This is a genomic window from Segetibacter sp. (assembly GCF_025963695.1).
GTDB lineage: Bacteria > Bacteroidota > Bacteroidia > Chitinophagales > Chitinophagaceae > Segetibacter.
Genome location: NZ_JAOQAH010000085.1, coordinates 111140 through 130382, shown reverse-complemented (window position 1 = coordinate 130382; position 19243 = coordinate 111140). Strand labels below are relative to the sequence as shown.

The 19243-nt window shown below is 38.7% G+C and carries 15 protein-coding genes; 7 read left to right on the top strand and 8 right to left on the bottom strand.

Translation table 11 applies throughout. From position 1 onward, the window contains the following. Positions 1-75: 75 nt before the first annotated feature. The 3 genes from JWR87_RS15050 to JWR87_RS15040 all read right to left on the bottom strand — a co-directional run bounded on the left by JWR87_RS15050 (position 76) and on the right by JWR87_RS15040 (position 3121). The gene (locus tag JWR87_RS15050; RefSeq protein ID WP_297821563.1) at positions 76-852 is read right to left on the bottom strand and encodes a polyprenol monophosphomannose synthase; all 777 of its coding nucleotides are present in this window, start codon (positions 850-852) and stop codon (positions 76-78) included. 78 nt (positions 853-930) lie between these two features. Beyond that, on the bottom strand, positions 931-1701 hold the full coding sequence (locus JWR87_RS15045; protein WP_297821561.1) for a 3'-5' exonuclease: 771 nt from the start codon (positions 1699-1701) through the stop codon (positions 931-933). Between the two features lie 55 nt (positions 1702-1756). Then, positions 1757-3121: a Mur ligase family protein gene (locus tag JWR87_RS15040; RefSeq protein WP_297821559.1), complete on the bottom strand. Its 1365-nt coding sequence runs from the start codon at positions 3119-3121 to the stop codon at positions 1757-1759. A gap of 217 nt (positions 3122-3338) precedes the next feature. On the opposite strand from JWR87_RS15040, the gene ytxJ reads away from it, so the two are divergent. The 3 genes from ytxJ to JWR87_RS15025 all read left to right on the top strand — a co-directional run bounded on the left by ytxJ (position 3339) and on the right by JWR87_RS15025 (position 8818). Beyond that, complete coding sequence (ytxJ, locus tag JWR87_RS15035) at positions 3339-3671, top strand: bacillithiol system redox-active protein YtxJ (protein ID WP_297821557.1); 333 nt, start codon at positions 3339-3341, stop codon at positions 3669-3671. 643 nt (positions 3672-4314) lie between these two features. Further along, positions 4315-6663: a UDP-galactopyranose mutase gene (glf, locus tag JWR87_RS15030; protein WP_297821555.1), complete on the top strand. Its 2349-nt coding sequence runs from the start codon at positions 4315-4317 to the stop codon at positions 6661-6663. Beyond that, the gene (locus JWR87_RS15025) at positions 6632-8818 is read left to right on the top strand and encodes a family 1 glycosylhydrolase (protein ID WP_297821553.1); all 2187 of its coding nucleotides are present in this window, start codon (positions 6632-6634) and stop codon (positions 8816-8818) included. Before glf ends, JWR87_RS15025 begins: the two co-directional genes overlap by 32 nt. Positions 8819-9163: 345 nt before the next feature. Here JWR87_RS15025 and JWR87_RS15020 read toward each other — a convergent pair whose 3' ends face one another. From JWR87_RS15020 to thrS, 4 genes are all read right to left on the bottom strand, one after another. Continuing rightward, positions 9164-10147, bottom strand: coding sequence for a GSCFA domain-containing protein (locus tag JWR87_RS15020; protein ID WP_297821551.1), 984 nt, complete (start codon positions 10145-10147; stop codon positions 9164-9166). A 141-nt stretch (positions 10148-10288) separates the two neighbouring features. Next, a complete protein-coding gene (locus tag JWR87_RS15015) occupies positions 10289-11158 on the bottom strand; it encodes a hydroxymethylglutaryl-CoA lyase (protein WP_297821549.1) in 870 nt (289 codons plus the stop codon). Positions 11159-11263: 105 nt separating this feature from the next. After that, the gene (gene infC, locus JWR87_RS15010) at positions 11264-11839 is read right to left on the bottom strand and encodes a translation initiation factor IF-3 (protein ID WP_147201870.1); all 576 of its coding nucleotides are present in this window, start codon (positions 11837-11839) and stop codon (positions 11264-11266) included. 100 nt (positions 11840-11939) lie between these two features. Continuing rightward, positions 11940-13880, bottom strand: a complete 1941-nt coding sequence (gene thrS / locus JWR87_RS15005) for a threonine--tRNA ligase (RefSeq protein WP_297821545.1) — start codon at positions 13878-13880, stop codon at positions 11940-11942. A 142-nt stretch (positions 13881-14022) separates the two neighbouring features. On the opposite strand from thrS, the gene JWR87_RS15000 reads away from it, so the two are divergent. Beyond that, positions 14023-14661, top strand: a complete 639-nt coding sequence (locus JWR87_RS15000) for a bifunctional nuclease family protein (protein ID WP_297821544.1) — start codon at positions 14023-14025, stop codon at positions 14659-14661. A 325-nt stretch (positions 14662-14986) separates the two neighbouring features. Beyond that, positions 14987-15793: a 4-(cytidine 5'-diphospho)-2-C-methyl-D-erythritol kinase gene (locus JWR87_RS14995; RefSeq protein WP_297821543.1), complete on the top strand. Its 807-nt coding sequence runs from the start codon at positions 14987-14989 to the stop codon at positions 15791-15793. Positions 15794-15997: 204 nt separating this feature from the next. Here JWR87_RS14995 and JWR87_RS14990 read toward each other — a convergent pair whose 3' ends face one another. Beyond that, on the bottom strand, positions 15998-17938 hold the full coding sequence (locus JWR87_RS14990; protein WP_297821541.1) for a M1 family aminopeptidase: 1941 nt from the start codon (positions 17936-17938) through the stop codon (positions 15998-16000). 73 nt (positions 17939-18011) lie between these two features. On the opposite strand from JWR87_RS14990, the gene JWR87_RS14985 reads away from it, so the two are divergent. Both JWR87_RS14985 and JWR87_RS14980 read left to right on the top strand, forming a co-directional pair. Beyond that, positions 18012-18485, top strand: a complete 474-nt coding sequence (locus JWR87_RS14985; protein ID WP_297821540.1) for a 23S rRNA (pseudouridine(1915)-N(3))-methyltransferase RlmH — start codon at positions 18012-18014, stop codon at positions 18483-18485. Positions 18486-18504: 19 nt separating this feature from the next. Next, positions 18505-19140 (top strand): rhomboid family intramembrane serine protease, encoded by a 636-nt coding sequence (locus tag JWR87_RS14980; RefSeq protein WP_297821539.1) that lies wholly within the window; start codon positions 18505-18507, stop codon positions 19138-19140. The last annotated feature ends 103 nt before the right edge of the window (positions 19141-19243 follow it).

The window sequence follows — 19243 nt, the reverse complement described above, 5'->3', positions numbered from 1 at the left end:
GGAGGTGTAAAGTGGGATACTGAAGTCGGAAGGTGTGATGCGAGAGCTATTTCGGTGACCGGGTAAAATATTCTATTATACTTTGAAGTTGTTAGCTATAGCAACTTCAGATGAATTTCTAACACGTCGACGATAATCTTTAAAAACGCTTCGGAACTGAATTTTCAAAACACCTAATACGCCTTCTTTAATAATTCCTTTACTCATTTTTGAAGCACCGTCTTTTCGGTCGGTGAAGGTAATAGGCACTTCTTTTATTTTAAACTTCAGTTTCCATGCTGCAAACTTCATTTCAATTTGAAAGGCATATCCCACAAATTTGATCTGCTTAAAATTTATGTTTTGCAGCACTTCTTTTTTATAACAAACAAATCCTGCCGTAGGATCTTTTATTGGCATCCATGTAATCAGCTGGGTATATAGAGCTCCTCCTTTAGAATAAAACATTCTATCCCAGGGCCAATTTTCAATTTTTCCCCCTTGAACATAACGGCTACCAATAGCTACATCAGCGCCGTCATATTTACAAGCGTTGAATAATCGTTCAAGATCAGTGGGACGATGCGAAAAATCAGCATCCATTTCAAAGATAAAATTGTAGCCTCTCGAAATACTCCATTTAAAGCCGTGGATATATGCAGTGCCTAAGCCCTGCTTGCCGGACCTCTCTTCCAGAAAAAGCTGACCACGGTAAATTTCTATTAGGTCTTTTACAATATCCGCTGTTCCATCGGGTGACCCATCATCAATAATTAGTACATGATAATCCTGCTGCAACGAAAAAATTGCTTTGATAATATTAGCAATATTTTCCTTTTCATTATACGTTGGTATGATTACAATTTTTTCCAAATAACAGCAGGAGTTAGATATGACCGAAAGTACAAATTATGTTCTACCACGAAAGCATTCTTAAATTTTAAAATACACTTAAACTTTCTTTAACAAAGAACGATTTAGTATCTCTGTAAGTTTTTGTTTTGTGTGTAAAGGGAAATCGCCCTTCATCATCCAATCATAATATTGTGGCTCAGCTTTTAAAACCTCTTCCACACACCGGCCTTTATGTTTACCAAAATTGAATACTTCCTTACAATCAACCTTTACAAATCGACGGGCGAAATCAACCATATCTTCTTCACCGCAGAAACTGCAAATGGACTCCAGTGTTACACCAATTTCAGGGTATCTTTCAATCTGGGCTTCCAAAATCTCCGCAGTTGCGGCTGCATCAGCTTCTGCACCATGAGCTCCTTCCAAAGTTTTCTGGCAATAAAATTTATAAGCAGCGCTTAGTGTTCTTTGTTCCATCATATGGAAAACCCGCTGCACATCTATCAGCTTTCTACCATCAATTGAGAATTCCAGGCCCGACCTTAAAAATTCTTCAACTAACATAGGTATGTCAAAACGATTGCTGTTATAGCCGCCCAGATCGCATTGGTCAATAAATTGCTTTATTTCATTTGCTACCTGTTTAAATGAAGGTGCATCTTTTACCATTTCATCTGTAATGCCATGTATATCACTCGAAGCTTTTGGTATAGGCATTAGCGGATTAACGAGTCTTCTTTTAGTTTGGCGGGTTCCATCAACGCCCACTTTCACCACAGCAATTTCAACAATCCTGTCAGTAGCCAGGTTGGTGCCGGTTGTTTCCAAATCAATAAATGCGATGGGTCTTTTTAATTCTAATTTCATGTAGATGTATTCAAACTGGTATTAAATTCCTTTTTGCAAAAATCTGAATAAATAGTTACTTATCAGAAGTTATCTTTTGAGCAAAACTGTTAATGTCTAAGCCGTCATAATTGCCACTACTCATTAATACAAGACTTGCATTTTTATACTGCTGTTTGGAAAGCCAAACTAACAATTCGTTTTTATCTGTAATTACAAATAGCCCCTCTTTTTTGAAACCGCGTTCAACTACTTCTTTCGGTAGGTCAGGCATTCTTTTTAGTTGAAGTGCATGTTGTGAGTAAAAGACAGCAGCCATATCTGCCTTTTCCAGTGCTCCGGCATATTCGCTCATGAATCCTTCGTTTAAACTGCTGAATGTATGCAGCTCTAAAACAGCTACTAATTGCCTTTCAGGGTATTGATGTTTTACTGCATCAATAGTTGCTTTTACTTTACTTGGTGCATGCGCGAAATCGCGATAAACAATAGCATTGTCATTTTCAGCAATTTTCTCGAGTCGTTTACTGGCACCCGTAAAACTACTGATTGCATTTATGAAAGTGTAGGCGTCAATGTCAATCTGTTTACAAGCATACCATGCAGCGTTTAAGTTAAGTAGATTATGATTTCCAAATACCTCCAATGCTCCCTTTGCTTCTTCGATAGTAACGGTCGTTTTTCCATTCGTAATTGTATGAGATGGAATTGCGTAAGGCTGAAGATGAATATCGTCTCTCTTATTTTCCAGGACTAACTGATTTAAGACTGTGTCGGTTTCATTATAAATTAAAATACCTCCAGGCTGAATTTTACTTATGAAAATCTTAAACTGCTCGAGGTAATTTTTAAAGGTTGGAAACACATTTATATGATCCCAGGCAATGCCGGTAATGATAGCCACATGAGGAAAAAGAAAATGAAATTTTGGTCTTTTTTCAATAACGCTCGCCGGATACTCATCTCCTTCGCAAATAATGATGGGTGCATCGGTTATATTAACTGATTGATTGAAACCTTCAAGTCGTGCACCTACCAGGTAGTCAAATTGCCTTTGTGCATAATTTAACACGTGCATTATCATACTTGTGGTGGTAGTTTTTCCGTGACTTCCACCAACCACTACCCTTCTTTTTGAAATACTTTCTTTATATATGTACTCGGGGAATGAATATAATTTTAGTCCAAGTTGTCTCGCTTTTGCTATTTCAGGGTTGTCGGCTTTTGCATGCATTCCTAATATAACAGCCTCAATGTCAGATGTAATCAAATCAGGACTCCAACCTGGTTGCGTAGGCAATAATCCTTCTTTTTCCAGGTTTGTTTTACTCGGTTCAAAAATTTCATCGTCAGTTCCCGTTACTTCGTATCCTTTTCTTTTTAATGCAATCGCTAACTGGTGCATTACACTGCCGCCAATTGATATAAAATGAACTTTCATTAAATTTTTTATCTTTGAAATATTCCGTGCAAAATAACCGTTTATTGTCTAATAAAATTTTTATGAAAAAGACATTTGTTGCAATTGTTTCAGTAATACTACTTGCTAGTATGTTTGCATCTTGCGCCTCTAGCCGTCAAGGCAGTTGCCCTTCTCATAACCCGCGATATTTTTACAAGGGATAGTTTCATTTAGCTTAAATAAAAAACCAGGATTTATGAATTGGATCGAACTGAAAAGTGAGGATCAGTTAAATAGCATTATTGAACAATCGAAGGTAAGACCTCAGGTAATATTTAAACATAGTACTCGTTGCAGCATTAGTTCTATGGCAAAAGGAAGACTTGAAAGAAGTTCCGCTCCTGAAAATGCTGATTTCTATTTTCTTGATCTTATTGCACACCGTGGAATTAGCAATAAAATATCTACTGCCTTTAGTGTATTTCATGAAAGCCCGCAAATATTGCTAATTAAAGATGGAGAATGTATATATGACGAAAGTCATGCTTCAATCTCTATGGATGAAATAACAGAACAGGTTTCTATTTAAAATTAACCGGTCATTAAAAAAAAAGCATCCAATACCCGGATGCTTTTTTGTTTTACTTATTCCGAAGTATACCAGTAAAAGTGCGATGGATCTATTTGCACTTCTCCACGGGTAAAAACGTATTACTTACTGTTTTTTTTAGTTCAACTATAAATATGCAGCTTACTTTAAGCTCGCAATCACTATTTAAGAAAAGATCAGTGGAGTTTTTATGTTGAATGTAGCGACGCCCTCCTGCACAAAAGAACTAATGGTTGTTCCATGGCTTCTTATATACCACTTAGGCGTCTATTCTACTTCAATGATTGATCTTTCCATTGTAGCCCGGTTAACTGTTGCTTACACTGCTACAACAGTTAGAAGAAAAAAGCTTCGGGTTGCAGTTGAAGCATTTTTCTTCAACTCATCCATTAAATTTCCATTTTCCGGAAAGTGCTCTTTAATCTGTTTAGATCTTCCTTTTCAGAGTTTAAACATTTGTGCAGTTATTTCCACACTACCTTTTCGGGCTCTAATTTAAATCCTTTTATATTTTACATAATTATAATATATCATAGGATTCTATATTGAAAAAAGAATGGCACGTATTTAATACTATATAAATGCGTATTGCAATCTCTGACCTTAAAATTTACATTGAACTATGGAGGTAACAAACAGCTTTTTTAAAACCAATAATGGTTACAATTTAGACGGACATTCAAACAATCCTTCTACCCTTATTTGTTTTTCTCACCTACGATGGGATTTCGTTTATCAGCGTCCCCAGCACCTTCTTTCTCGTTTTGCTACCATGTTTACCGTCTATTTTGTTGAAGAGCCGTATCATGATGCTCCAGGTGAACCTACTTTGTCTTTTACCCCTAAAGCTGATAACCTTTGGATAGTAAGACCTCACCTTCCTAACGGAATATCTCAGGAGGAAACGGAAAGATTACAAAAAAGTTTATTGGATAGGTTTTTAAAGAACAAAAATTTAGATGATTTAATTTTTTGGTACTATACCCCAATGGCGCTTGCATTTTCGGCTCACATCAAGCCTGCTCTTACTATATATGACTGCATGGATGAGTTGTCTCACTTTAAAAACGCCCCTGCAAGACTTACTGATTTCGAAAATGACTTGTTTAAAAAAGCCGACATTGTTTTCACCGGAGGCCAGTGTTTGTATGATCACAAAAAAGACAAGCATAAAAACATTTATGCGTTTCCAAGTAGTATAGATAAGAAACATTTTGAACAGGCCAGAACTGTGAGGGAAGAACCCATAGACCAAATAAATATCAATGGACCCAAGCTTGGATTTTATGGCGTTATAGATGAAAGATTTGATATAGAGCTTGTTAAGCAAATGGCAGATTTAAAGCCTGAGTGGAATTTTGTTTTGTTGGGCCCGGTAGTTAAAATAAATCGCGACACTCTTCCAACACAGTCAAATGTGCATTTGCTGGGTGGAAAAAGCTATGATGAATTACCACATTACGTCTCAGGGTGGGATGTTGCCTTAATTCCTTTTGCTATAAATGAATCTACCAGGTTCATCAGCCCAACAAAAACGCCTGAGTACCTGGCAGCAGGTGTACCTGTTGTCTCCACTCCAATTACTGATGTTGTTAATCCTTATGGTAATAAGGGCATTGTAAAAATAGGATCTACTGCAGAAGAGTTTGTAGCAGCAGCAGAGGAATACATGGGGATGAACAGGAGTAACTGGCTACCAGAGGTTGACGAATTTCTGGCGGATAAGAGCTGGAGTTCGACTTTCATGGAAATGTTGAAGCGAATAAATGCTACTCTCGCTAATCAGAAAAAGAACAAGACGGTTGCGCGAGCATCAGAAAAGTATACTTATGATTACCTGATTGTCGGTGCTGGTTTCGCTGGTAGTGTTCTTGCGGAAAGACTGGCTTCTGTAGGTAATAAGAAAATCTTAATCATAGATAAAAGGAACCACATTGGCGGCAACGCATATGACTATTATAACGAGGATGGCATTTTAATTCACAAATACGGCCCACATATTTTTCATACAAACTCTGCTGATGTCTTTAACCACTTAAGCAAGTTTACAGGTTGGCGCAATTACCAGCATAAAGTGCTGGCTAACGTAGATGGACAATTGTTGCCCGTACCTATCAATCTTAATACAATTAATAAGTATTACGGATTAAATCTTAATGGCCTTGAGGTGGAAGAGTTTTTGGCCTCGAGAGCGGAAAAGACTTACCCGGTAAAGACTTCTGAAGACGTGGTGGTAAGCAAAGTTGGCAGAGAATTATATGAGAAGTTCTTTAGGGGATACACCCGTAAACAGTGGGATCTTGACCCTTCTGAGCTAGATGCTTCAGTAACAGCAAGGGTACCTACAAGAACAAACAAAGATGACCGTTACTTCACTGATGCATTCCAGGCGATGCCTGCGCATGGTTATACTAAAATGTTTGAAAAAATGCTTTCGCACCCAAACATTAAGATCATGCTAAATACTGATTATGAAGAAGTGATGAACGAAGTGAAATTCAGGAAACTGATTTATACCGGACCAGTAGACGAATTCTTCAACTATAAATATGGTAAACTTCCTTACAGGTCGTTACGCTTTAAATTTGAAACACTTGAAACTTCGCAGTTTCAGGAGACAGGCACTATAAATTATCCAAACGATTACGGTTTTACAAGGATTACGGAATTCAAACATTTAACCGGACAAAAGCACGATAAGACAACCTTAGTGTACGAATACCCTGAAGCAACAGGAGATCCTTATTACCCGGTTCCAAGACCCGAAAATGAATTACTATATAAAAAGTACGCAGCATTGGCTAATCAACTAACCAACACTTACTTTGTGGGCCGGCTAGCTACGTACCGTTATTATAATATGGACCAGGTTGTTGCACAGGCACTTTCTACCTTTAAAAAGATCATGCAGTCCGAATTGTCCACCAAACTGCACACAGATGAAGACAGAGTATACCAAAAACAGAATTGAAATATGGGGCGGGCTTGAATGTTCTCTCAATAGAGTTGACGACACTTACATGGACCAGCTAGTGCTGTCTGGCCATTATACGAGAGGATCTGAGGATATAAAACGATTCGCCGATTTAGGAATTAAAGCACTCCGTTATCCTATACTTTGGGAGAAACACGCGGCGCAAAAAGATACCATAATAGATTGGAGCTACTCTGAAGCAAGATTGAACGAATTAAACCAAGCCGGCATTGAACCTATTGCCGGCTTGGTTCATCACGGAAGTGGTCCTATATATGCCGACTTTTTTGATGGAAGTTTCGCGGAAGGTTTGGGAGAGTACGCGGGGAAGGTTGCCGCACAGTTTCCCTGGATTACCTATTATACACCGGTAAATGAACCGTTAACTACAGCGCGGTTCTGCGGTTTATATGGACACTGGTATCCACATAAAGCCAACACTTTAGATTTCCTGAAAATATTGCTTGCTGAGTGTAAAGGAACTGTTCTTGCAATGCAAGCTATCAGAAAGGTGAATCCCAATGCAAAGCTTGTTCAAACTGAAGACATAGGTAAAACACAAAGCTCTCATAAACTTCGGCACCAGGCCGACTTCGAGAACAAACGGCGTTGGTTGTCGTTCGATATACTTGCGGGAAAGATTAATAAGAATCACTCTTTATGGGGCTATCTTACCGGGGAAGGACTTACTGAAGAAGACTTTCAATTTTTCGCAGAAAACCCCTGCCCTCCTGATATAATGGGTGTTAATCACTATGTTACTTCAGAGCGATATATTGACGAGAAAATAGAAAAATTTCCTGCTCATACTATTGGAGGTAATGGTATTGATGTATATGCCGATGTTGAAGCGGTGCGAGTTGGAAAAAACGAAGGGCCTGAAGTTTTGTTTAAGGAAGTGTGGGAACGTTTTCATTTACCTATTGCCATTACCGAAGTTCACCTGCATTGTACGCGTGAGGAACAACTAAGATGGTTTAACTACATTTGGACGGCAGTTAATAAACTAAAGGATGAAGGTGCAGATATTAGAGCAGTTACGGCATGGGCCCTCTTAGGGTCTTTTGATTGGTGTAGCCTTTTAACAAAACCTGTCGGGATTTATGAACCAGGATTATTTGATGTAAGAGCCCTTGCAGAACCAAGACCAACGGCACTTACAAAGCTGGTAAAATCGCTCGCAGAGGGAACTGAGTTTACCCACCCGGTATTTAAAGAAGATGGCTGGTGGAAAAGATCGTGCGCGGTTACCTATCACCTGGACGAAATCGATATTACTTCCCCGCCTAAAAGGAAGCCCCAGGGAAACCCTTTAATCATTATAGGAAAGACCGGCACACTAGGAAGTGCTTTTAGCCGCCTTTGTGAGTTGCGCGGAATACATCATATTTTATTAGGCAGGCAAGAGGTTGATATTTCTGATGTAGCAGACATTGAGCGAATGGTGAAGCATCATAACCCATGGGCCATAGTTAATACCGCAGGGTATTCAAAAATAGACGAAGCAGAAAAAGCGGTTGAGGATTGTTTTATGGTGAATAGTGTAGCACCTAAGTTTCTTTCAACAGTTTGCCGCAAATACGGAATTCAGTTTGTGACTTATTCTTCAGATCTTGTTTTTGATGGCAAAAAGAACAATCCTTACCTGGAAAGCGACTTCGTTTCTCCATTAAACATTTACGGTCAAAGCAAGGCCATGGCAGAGGAAAATGTTTTAAAAAATGATCCAAACGCCCTAATTATACGAACTGGCGCCTTTTTCGGGCCGTGGGACAGGTGCAACTTTGTACACGATGCGCTTAAATCATTTTCAAATGAACAAGCGTTTGCCGCACCAAAAGATGTAACGGTCTCTCCCACTTATGTTCCGGACCTTGTACACACTACGCTTGATTTGTTGATAGACGAGGCAAACGGAATTTGGAATATTTCAAATAAAGGAAGTATAAGCTGGGCAATGTTGGCTTATGAAGTAGCAAACAGAAGCGGGTATAACCCAAAGCATTTCAGAGCAGTCACATTACCTGAAATGAACTTTCTCGCATCACGGCCAACTTATAGTGTGCTTACTACCGAAAAAGGTTTCGAGCTGCCCAATCTTGACAATGCATTAGATAGATTTTTTAGAGAACAGGAAATGATCATAATGTAAAAGACGAATGAATCGATAGCAGTCTCCTGGCCCCAAGCCATAGAAGTGGGTCAGGAGATTTTTTTTTGTTACGAACTTTCGTAATGCTTTTCAACATCGTTGTGTCACTCACTTGTACTTTTTATTTTTCAAGCAACGCCTTTCTAAAAACTTTATTTGGCATGCAGGAGGCAAGCCATTCGCAAATTCATAAGATGAACATAAACAATAGTTAAAGATTATCTGCCTTAGTAAAAACGTCGCAAATAGCTATAAAGTAAAAGTGTGCGACGCAAGAATGAGGCGATGAAAAACAATTGTTGAAAAACACAAACATCAATATTAGAAGAACCATTGTGTATCCTTCTACAAATTTCTCTTCGAAAAATACGTTAACTCCTTAGAGAAATCGAGCTCCGGTAGCTTTTCCTGCAACTGCCTGACTTTTTCAAAACTGCTCTTCAAGAAAGATTGATGTGACTGCGTCTGGGGCTGAAACGGCTTGTGCTTATAGCCGCTGGCGATTTTCTTAATCTCTTCCATATAACTCCTTGTATCGGGGTCAATAAAACTGTCTTCAAATTTTTCAAACACAAACTCGGTAGCGGCATAATTAGGATGAACCAGGTCAACATCATAAAAACGATAATCGCGCAAAACGTCAATAACCAGTTCGTAAGAAGGGAAATAGTGTACATGGGAATACTTGTCAACCAATTGATGAACCGCTTCAATTAACCTTGCTTTACTACGGTTATTCTCTACAACCCCATCTCGTATATGGCGAACGGGACTGATTGTAAATATGATTTGCAAGGTTTGATTGAAAACGAGCAGCTTTTGTATACTTTCATCCAGTGCAGCCACTGTCTCTTCGGTTGTAAGCATGTGCTTATTAAACCACTGTCCAGGAGCCCGATGACAATTGGCAACAGGTTGATTATCCTCAGTAAGTTGGTAAGAAAATGATGAACCTAGCGTTATAACAAGCCATGTCGCAGATTTTAATTCCTCGTGCGCTTTTCGTTGAGACAGGTTGATATTAAGCAATACGTTATTAGCATCCATTCCGGAAAAAAGAGAATGATGATTCCAACTTTGCCATAGCTCATTTAAATAAAAAAGATCGGCTTGTTTGTATTTTTTCAGATCCACGTAGGAATTGAGGCTTTTGCTTACGCTGACAGGGTCAAATAAAATTCCGTTAGGATTTTGTATCGTTGAAAACTTCAGTTCCTCTAACCGTCGCCCAATGTGCTCGGTAAAACAAGAGCCAATTAAAAAAAACCTATCAGCATAAGTTATCTTCTTAGCAGGAGATTTAATTTGAACATCTAACATGAGTTTCATAGTGCAAATTTGAAAATGAATGAATTGAAAATTTGAAAATGAAGTTCATATTATCATCAACCTTTAAATAAATCGTAGCAGTGGTTCCTATTACTTCGGCAGGCTCTACATCAATCGCTTCATTATAAAAAACAACAAAGACTATACAAATACCTGCTCTGCCAACCTCAAAGAGTCTTCTAACGCCTCTTCATTTAAAAATCTAATCATATCCATCTCTTTAAAATAACCAATCATTCGTTCTGTATTCATATTTCCTACCAGTTCGTTTGTTGCCATCGGACAACCGCCAATTCCTTTTAAAGCCCCATCAAATCTTTTGCACCCTGCGTCAAGGGCGGCTGCGAGTTTCTCTTGCCAATCTGCAGCAGTTGAATGAAGGTGTACTCCAAACTCTGCCTGCGGATAAGCAGCAATTAAAGTGGCGAGTGCAAAATTAATTTGATCAGGAGTTGCTATGCCCACAGTATCAGCAAGCGAAATAATTTTAATATTTTTTTTAACCATCTCATCCGCCCAATGCAACAGCGTCTCTTCATTATACCCGTCGTCATATGGGTTTCCAAATGCCATGCTTAGGTATAGTACTAATTCCTTATTATTTTTCAGACACAAGTTCTGTATCTCATCTACCCGCAGGAGGCTTTCTTTAATGGAGCTATTCGTATTTCTTATTTGAAATGTTGGAGAAATGGAAAACGGGAAACCCAAATAAGTGATTTGTTCAAACCGAACCGCTTCTTCGGCTCCCCTTACGTTGGCTACAATTACCAGCAATTTTGTTTTACTGCCTTCTAATGATAGTTGTGCAATTACCTCCTTTGTATCCGCCATTTGAGGGATAGCCTTAGCTGAAACAAAGCTGCCGCAGTCAAGGGTGTGAAAACCAACTTTAAGTAAACTGTTTAGGTAAGTAATTTTTGTTTGGGTTGGGATAAGTGTCTTCCAACCTTGCATTGCATCGCGGGGACATTCGATTATTTGAACTCTCTTGCTGTAACTTAATGACATAAATAAAAAATATTTAAAGTTGTTTAGCTCCTAATCGAATGAGAGAAGTGTGCACATAAAAAAACAGTAGAGACTGCTCTACTGTTTACTACTATATTAAAAAAATTACTTGTTTTTCTTCTGGCCCTTCGGTGCAAAAATAACTAACATTCTTTTACCTTCCATTTTAGGCATCCCTTCTAAAACACCTGTTTCCGCTAAACGCTCGGCGAATTTTAAAAGAAGTAGCTCGCCACGGTCTTTGAACATGATGGCACGTCCTTTAAATTGTACGTAAGCTTTTACCTTGTCACCTTCCTTCAAAAACTTCTCAGCATGTTTACACTTAAAGTCAAAATCGTGCTCATCGGTACTGGGCGTGAAGCGAATTTCTTTAACCTCGCTCTGCTTTGAGTTCGCCTTCATCTCCTTCTCCTTGCGCTTCTTCTCGTACAAGAACTTTTTATAGTCAATAATTCTGCACACAGGAGGAACTGCGTTTGGAGAAATTTCAACTAAATCAAGACCTTGTGCTTCAGCCATTGCTAAAGCCTTCTCTGTAGGATAAACACCTGGCTCAATTCCTTCCCCTACCAATCTAACTTCAGGTATCCGGATCATCCTGTTAGTACGATGTTCCTGTTGTTGCTCTTTTCGAAAATTTGGGTTACGTCCCCTAAAAAAACCCGGGTTTACTGCCATTAATCGTTTTTTGGTTACTGTTTGTTTTTATTTTTAATAATTATTTCAAATAATAATTAATCAATTTTCAACCTATCTCATATGACTAAAAATAGTAAAATTATTCGAAAGCTCTTTTACTATCGATTTCCTCTTTCAGAAAATCTATTGTTTCACTGACTAATTTTGTTCCCAAATCTCCTTTTGCCTGCTTTCTAAGTGATACTTTACCCTCTGCAACCTCTTTTTCTCCTACCACAAGCATATAGGGAATTTTGTTCATTTCTGCTTCCCTGATCTTTCTACCAATTTTTTCGTTCCGTTCATCTACCTCCACTCTTATATCTGCCCTTTTAAGCTGCATCCTAACTTCCTCGGCATACTCACTAAATTTATCGCTTATAGGTAGCACTACCGCCTGGGTTGGTGCGAGCCACAAAGGGAATTTTCCTGCACAATGTTCAATTAATACTGCAATAAATCTTTCCATTGACCCAAATGGCGCTCTATGAATCATTACTGGCCTATGCTTAGCATTGTCTTCACCGATATATGTAAGATCAAACCGCTCTGGTAAATTGTAATCTACCTGAATCGTACCTAACTGCCATTTTCGTCCTATAGCGTCCTTCACCATGAAATCAAGTTTTGGGCCATAAAACGCTGCTTCTCCATATTCTATCACAGTTGACAACCCTTTTTCTGCGGAAGCCTCAATAATTGCCTTTTCAGCTATTTCCCAGTTTTCATCTGTTCCTATGTATTTAGACCTGTCTTCTTTGTCTCTTAATGAAATTTGCGCTGTATAATCGGTAAAACTTAACGATTTAAAAACGTATAAAACCAGGTCAATAACTTTCTTAAATTCATCATTTACCTGGTCGGGCTTACAAAAAAGGTGAGCATCATCCTGAGTAAAACCACGAACACGCGTCAAACCGTGCAATTCACCATGCTGTTCATAACGATAAACTGTACCAAACTCAGCGAGGCGAAGTGGAAGATCTTTATAACTTCTCGGTACTGCTTTATAAATTTCGCAGTGGTGCGGGCAATTCATAGGTTTAAGAAAAAATTCCTCTCCTTCCTGTGGTGTTCCTATAGGTTGAAAGCTGTCTTTACCGTATTTCTCATAGTGACCACTTGTAACGTACAAATTTTTATGACCGATATGAGGAGTTATTACCGGAAGATAACCCGTCTCAATTTGAGCCTTCTGCAAAAATTGCTGAAGTCTTTCCCTTAGCATAGCGCCTTTAGGCAACCATAATGGCAGCCCCAATCCAACTCTTTCTGAAAAAGTAAATAATTCCAGCTCTTTTCCCAATTTCCTGTGGTCTCGTTTCTTTGCCTCTTCAAGCAAAGTCACATATTCATCCAGCTCTTTCTGGTTAGGAAATGTTACACCATAAATACGCGTAAGCATTTTGCGTTTCTCGTCTCCTCTCCAATAGGCACCGGCTATGTTGGTAAGCTTAATGGCTTTTATGAATCCTGTATTTGGAATATGTGGTCCGCGACAGAGGTCGGTAAAATTTCCCTGGCTATAAAAAGTGATCTCCCCATCATTTAGACCTTCGATTAACTCTAATTTATACTCGTCACCTTTGTCTGTAAAGTATTTTACTGCGTCGTCCTTACTCACTTCTTTCCTTTGATAAACAGAGTTCGTTTTAGCCAGCTCAACCATCTTCACTTCAAGCTTTCTGAGGTCGTCTTCTGTTATTTGCCTGTCACCTAAGTCAATATCGTAATAAAAACCTTTTTCTATAGCTGGACCAATTCCAAGTTTTACACCGGGGTAAACGTTTTCCAATGCCTCAGCCATTAAATGTGCTGAAGAATGCCAAAATGTAGATTTTCCTTCTATTTCATTCCACGTTAGCAGTTGTAAAGACACATCACTCATAATGGGCCTTGACAAGTCCCACACCTGTCCATCCACTTTTGCCGCCAACACCTTGCGGGCAAGACCTTCACTGATAGATTTAGCAATATCCATCGCCGAACTACCATTTTCATATTGCCTTATTGCACCATCAGGAAAAGAAACATTGATCATAAAACGATTACAATTTAAAGAGCGCAAATGTAATAAACTATCAGCAGAGGTTATTAACTGTTAACTGAGCTTTAATTCCTTGCACAAAAAAACCTTATTCTATAAAAATTCAATATCAAATAGAGAGATACAAAAATATCAAATGCTAAATCTTTACATTTGCGCATCATTTACATTCAGAAGAATTGCAGGTATGAAGAAAATAGAACTGGAAATAGTAGCATTGTCGCATAGCATAACTCAAACCCATTCGTATGCGGTAGTGTTAGGCGAAGTAAATGGGCTTCGCCGGTTACCCATTGTTATTGGAGGATTTGAGGCGCAGGCAATTGCTGTTGCCCTTGAAAGAATGCAACCAAGCCGGCCATTAACTCACGACTTGCTTAAAAATTTCATGAATGCTTTCAGTGTAGATCTTCAGGAAATAGTTATCAGCGATCTTCAGGAAGGGATTTTTTACTCAAAACTCGTTTGCATCAACGAGCACGATACTATAGAAATTGACAGTCGTACGAGTGATGCACTAGCTCTGGCAGTTCGCTTCGGATGCCCTGTTTATACCTACGACCATATTTTGGAAAGTGCAGGAATTTTGATGGAGGACTCGGGTACCACAAAAAAGAAATCTTCCGTCTCTACTTCTGCTGAACCAGGAAGTCGTGATGATTTAAGCGGCTTAAGCATAGAAGAATTAAATACCCTGCTAAATGAAGTACTTGAACAGGAAGATTATATAAGGGCCATTTCAATCAGGGATGAATTGAATAAGAGGAAGAAGTAGGAAGAACGCTGCAAGAATCCGGCTACAAGCTGCAGGCGCAGGGGCGGGAAACATTTAGACATAATATGAAGGCTTGAAGCTAATACCTTAAGGATGTTTTCAGCATTTGTTTTCATAGCACCATCGTTGCGACGCTCCGTTTATCAAAAAAATATAAATGAATCTTTTAGTGTGCATTCTAAAAAACATAACTAACATTCAAGCCTTGCTTATATTTTAAAATACTGCTGCTTCTACTGTAACTCATTTCCTTTTAATATTTTCAATCTCATAAATCCAGTTCTATTTCTATTAATTCTTCTAGTCTCATAAAATCCCGGTTCTGATGGTTTTTTTTCCAAATTGCAAAATCAACTTAGGCTTACACGTTATTGGCAAAAGAGCTGATGGTTACCACAACCTTGCAACTATCTTTTACCCGGTTGCAGTAAAAGACGCGTTAGAGATTATTCCCTCCCCCCAATTTAGTTTTCAGCTTACCGGCTTACCGGTTAATGATACAGTTGATAATAACCTTTGTGTAAAAGCTTATCTTCTTTTAAAGAAGGATTTCCCTGACTTGCCGCCCGTTAGTATTCATTTGCATAAGGCAATCCCTATGGGTGCAGGGTTGGGTGGAGGAAGCGCAGACGGAGCTTTTATGCTTATTATGCTTAATAAGAAATTTCGCCTACATCTGGCAGAAGAAAAACTTATTTCTTATGCCCTGCAGCTAGGTAGTGACTGTCCTTTTTTTATTATCAATAAACCTTGCTTTGCAACGGGACGTGGAGAAAACCTTTCCCCAATAGAGTTAGACATGTCGCGGTACAAGATAGTGCTGATCAACCCCGGAATTCATGTCTCCACTAAAGAAGCCTTTTCTAAACTAATATTAGCAAAACCAGCAAAAGGAATTCAGGAAATTATAAAACAACCAATAGAAAGTTGGAAAGCTGAGTTGAAGAATGACTTTGAAGAAACGGTTTTTGAACTACATCCCGCAATTAAAATTATAAAGGAACAACTCTACGAAAAAGGGGCTATGTATGCGTCAATGACAGGTTCGGGAAGTACTGTATTTGGGATTTTTAAAAAAGAGAGCGATTTTAGGTTTTCTTTTCCTGGCAGTTATACTTGTATTATTGTTTAATGCTTGCTTTCCTTGCAACCAATTTATTGCGGATTTTTGGGGCAGAAAACAAAGAAATGTAAGACGCAAAGCTTTTACTTTTGAGTCTTGCATTTCTTTTTTGCAGAGACAGAAATATCAATAGAATTACAAAAGTTGCAGTGTGCGACGCAACGGCTGATGAAGCAAGCTTTGAAGCCGACCAACAAAAATTCCTACTTCTATTTATCTCCCACTTACCAATATTTTTCGAACATCTGAAGCTTTGTTTCCAAAAAAATAAAGGAAGTAAATGCCCGTAGGAAGATGGAGATTTTGTTTGAACAAAGTTGTTCCGGCAGGTATTGTATAAGTAGCAATCAACCTTCCGTTTACATCAATAAGCCTCATAATATTATAAGTATTTAAAGGCATACGGATGGAGATGTTATCTTTAGCTGGATTCGGAAAAACAGTTAGACGATCAACAACAGGCGGCGCAGTTGACACGCCTTCCTTAATAGTTCCTACCCCGTTTAAAACCCAATTTTTTGGGTCAACCACAACGCCTGTTACTGTTTTAGGAAGGTAAAACGTAAACGTTTGTTCATTAGCAGTATGATTGAATTTAACTGTAGTGTCGCCCTGGGGAGATAAAATTTTGTACTCCATTAAACCGGAAAAAAAAGGAGTTACTGCAGGGGCAGATGTAGTTTGATTTATTTGTAAAACAACAGTATCAGTTCCGTGCTTTAAATAAGTAACGTTGTAAATAGGATAGCCTTCTCCGTAAATTCTTTGATTGAAAAACGCGGTTAAATTTTTACCACTTACCTGCTCTGCAACTGCCTTGAAATTTGCGGTTGTTGCAAAAGAACTGGCGTACTGTTGCTGGTAGATTTTAAGGGTTTTGAAAAACAAGGAATCATCTTGCATTTCAAAACGCAGGTTGTGCAAAGCAGCCGCACCTTTTGCATAGGTAAGCCGGTAACTAAATATTCTCGATTCGTTGTAGCGCTCAGAAGGAGGAACATACACACTGCCTGTAGGAGCAGATATTGCGTTGCTGTGAAGATCGTCCATTATCTGGGATGCAGTTGCAGGAAAAAGAGCGGGAAGATATTGTGCCGCCAGGTATTCGCTATAAGTCGCAAAACTTTCGTTAACCCATATATCATTCCAGCTGGCACATGTAACATTGTCGCCGAACCATTGGTGTGCTAACTCATGGGCAACAAGCCGCTCTTCAAAATTCTTTATAGTGGTCATGGTTGCATGCTCCATTCCGCCACCAATATCTGCCTGGGCGTGCCCGTATTTTTCTTTATAAAAGGGATAAATACCAAATAGCTCGCTAAATTTTTCGATGAAGCGGGGCGTTTTATCTAACTGTGGTTTTACCTGGCTAAAATAGGGCAGGCTATTATAAACAAAATTTTGCACCAATATAGAGTCTGGGGCTATAGCAGCAGGCTTTGCATAACTGTTATATTCCAGGTAGTTTCCAACAGCAACGCTGGGCATGTAATAATTCAAAGGATATCGGCAAGCCCAACGGTATTGCTTCATATTGTTCGGCAGGTCAATCACCGCCTTCAAAAGACCATTGGAGCCGGCTTTGAAAGCAGCTCCCGTGGTTATCCAAATATCAGTCGAGTCGATTTTGTCGTTCAATAACTGTTTTGCAGGAAACCATTCCCGCGCCTGGAAAGCCTCGGAAAGACTTGCTGTATAGTCAAGACCATTTGCATCTGTGCCGGCAAAAAACCCTGCAGCAACATTTCCCTTATAATAAAAAGAAAGATTGAGAAAAGTTCCAGCAGCCGCTACAGGTAGGGGAATGTAAATATGGTCATTGGCTCGCGTAAAGACTGTTTTTACATTATTTATACAAACAGAATCAAGCTGCATTGTTTGTTTAAATTCGATTGCAAAAGTGTCTAAGGGCAGGGTTACTAAAACACTATAATCGCACTTTGCTGTTATAAATTTGCTTTTAGGCTGAACGGCAATATCAATCTTTACATACTTCACATCGTAAAAGCTCATTTTATTGTTCTGAAAATAATCCGCTCCATTTATTCCCAACCCACTATACTTTGCAATTTCTAAAAAACGTCGATTTAGGGTTTGAGCATTTGCGACTGAAGTAAGTAAAAAGACCAGTATAATTAACAACCTTGACATTAGCATATTTATTTATGCAATTTATTTTTTTATTTGGCGAAAAAAGCAGCCTCAGGCAAATTAACTTCGGCTTATGAAAATTCAGCTATGGTCTGTCGGCAAGGGACATGAGAGTTACGTGAAGGAGGGCATAGAAGACTTCACAAAGAGAATATCGAAGTATTATCCCGTTGAATGGAGAATACTTGCTGCTGCAAAACAAACAATTCACTCAGTAGAAAATGACATAAAAAAGAATGAGGCACAAAGTGTTTTAAACGGTTTGCAAAAGGACGATTACCTTGTTTTGCTGGATGAAAAAGGTAAACATATCAACTCACCGCAGGTTGCGGCAATGATTGAAGCGAGGGCAAACAATAGTATTAAAAATGTCGTCTTTTTAATAGGAGGTGCTTTTGGTGTGGATGAGCAAATTAAAACAAGGGCCAATTTTATATGGTCATTTTCTCCTTTGGTATTTCCCCATCAACTGGTAAGGTTAATGTTAGCTGAGCAAATATATAGGGCTTGTACAATCATTAGAAACGAAAAATACCATCACGAATAATTCTTTAACTTGCCCTCCTATGAGTATTACTTTAATAATAATTATTATAACCTCGATCGTTTCTTTTTCGGCTTTCTCAAATCAAAAAGTCACAGATCAACTTATATTTTATCCTCCTGCAGTCACCAATCAAAAACAGTGGTACAGGTTTTTTTCGTGTGCTTTAATCCATGCTGATATAACTCATTTGCTCTTCAACATGTTTTCATTTTACAGCTTTGGAGAAATGGTTGAAGGTACATTTAAGTATCTTTTTGGCTCGTTAGGTTCTGTTCTCTTTATTGCCTTGTATGTAATTTCACAGTTCCTTTGCCTGTTACCGACTTACAGCAAACATAAGGATGATTATTATTACAGAAGTTTAGGGGCAAGTGGAGCGGTGTCAGCAATCATATTCGCCGGTATCTTTTTAAACCCTTTAGCTAAGATGGGAATACTATTTATACCGATTGGTATTCCTGGTTTTATTTTCGGTTTTATATATCTCGGTATAACCGCTTATCTTGATCGTCGTGGAGCAAGTGGCATTAATCACTCGGCGCATTTGTTCGGCGCTTTGGCTGGAATAGGTCTGCTTCTCGTATTTGGCTACGCATTTTCGCAGTACGACCTTCTTCAAAACTTTATAAGCCAAATAAGAAGCTTTAGCATATAAGTATGAAGCTTTAGGAATGGAGAAATAAAAGTAGAGGTTTTATTTTCCCTGCTTTATACCGCAACTCACCATTATGTGCATCAGTTATTTGCCTGCCTATGTA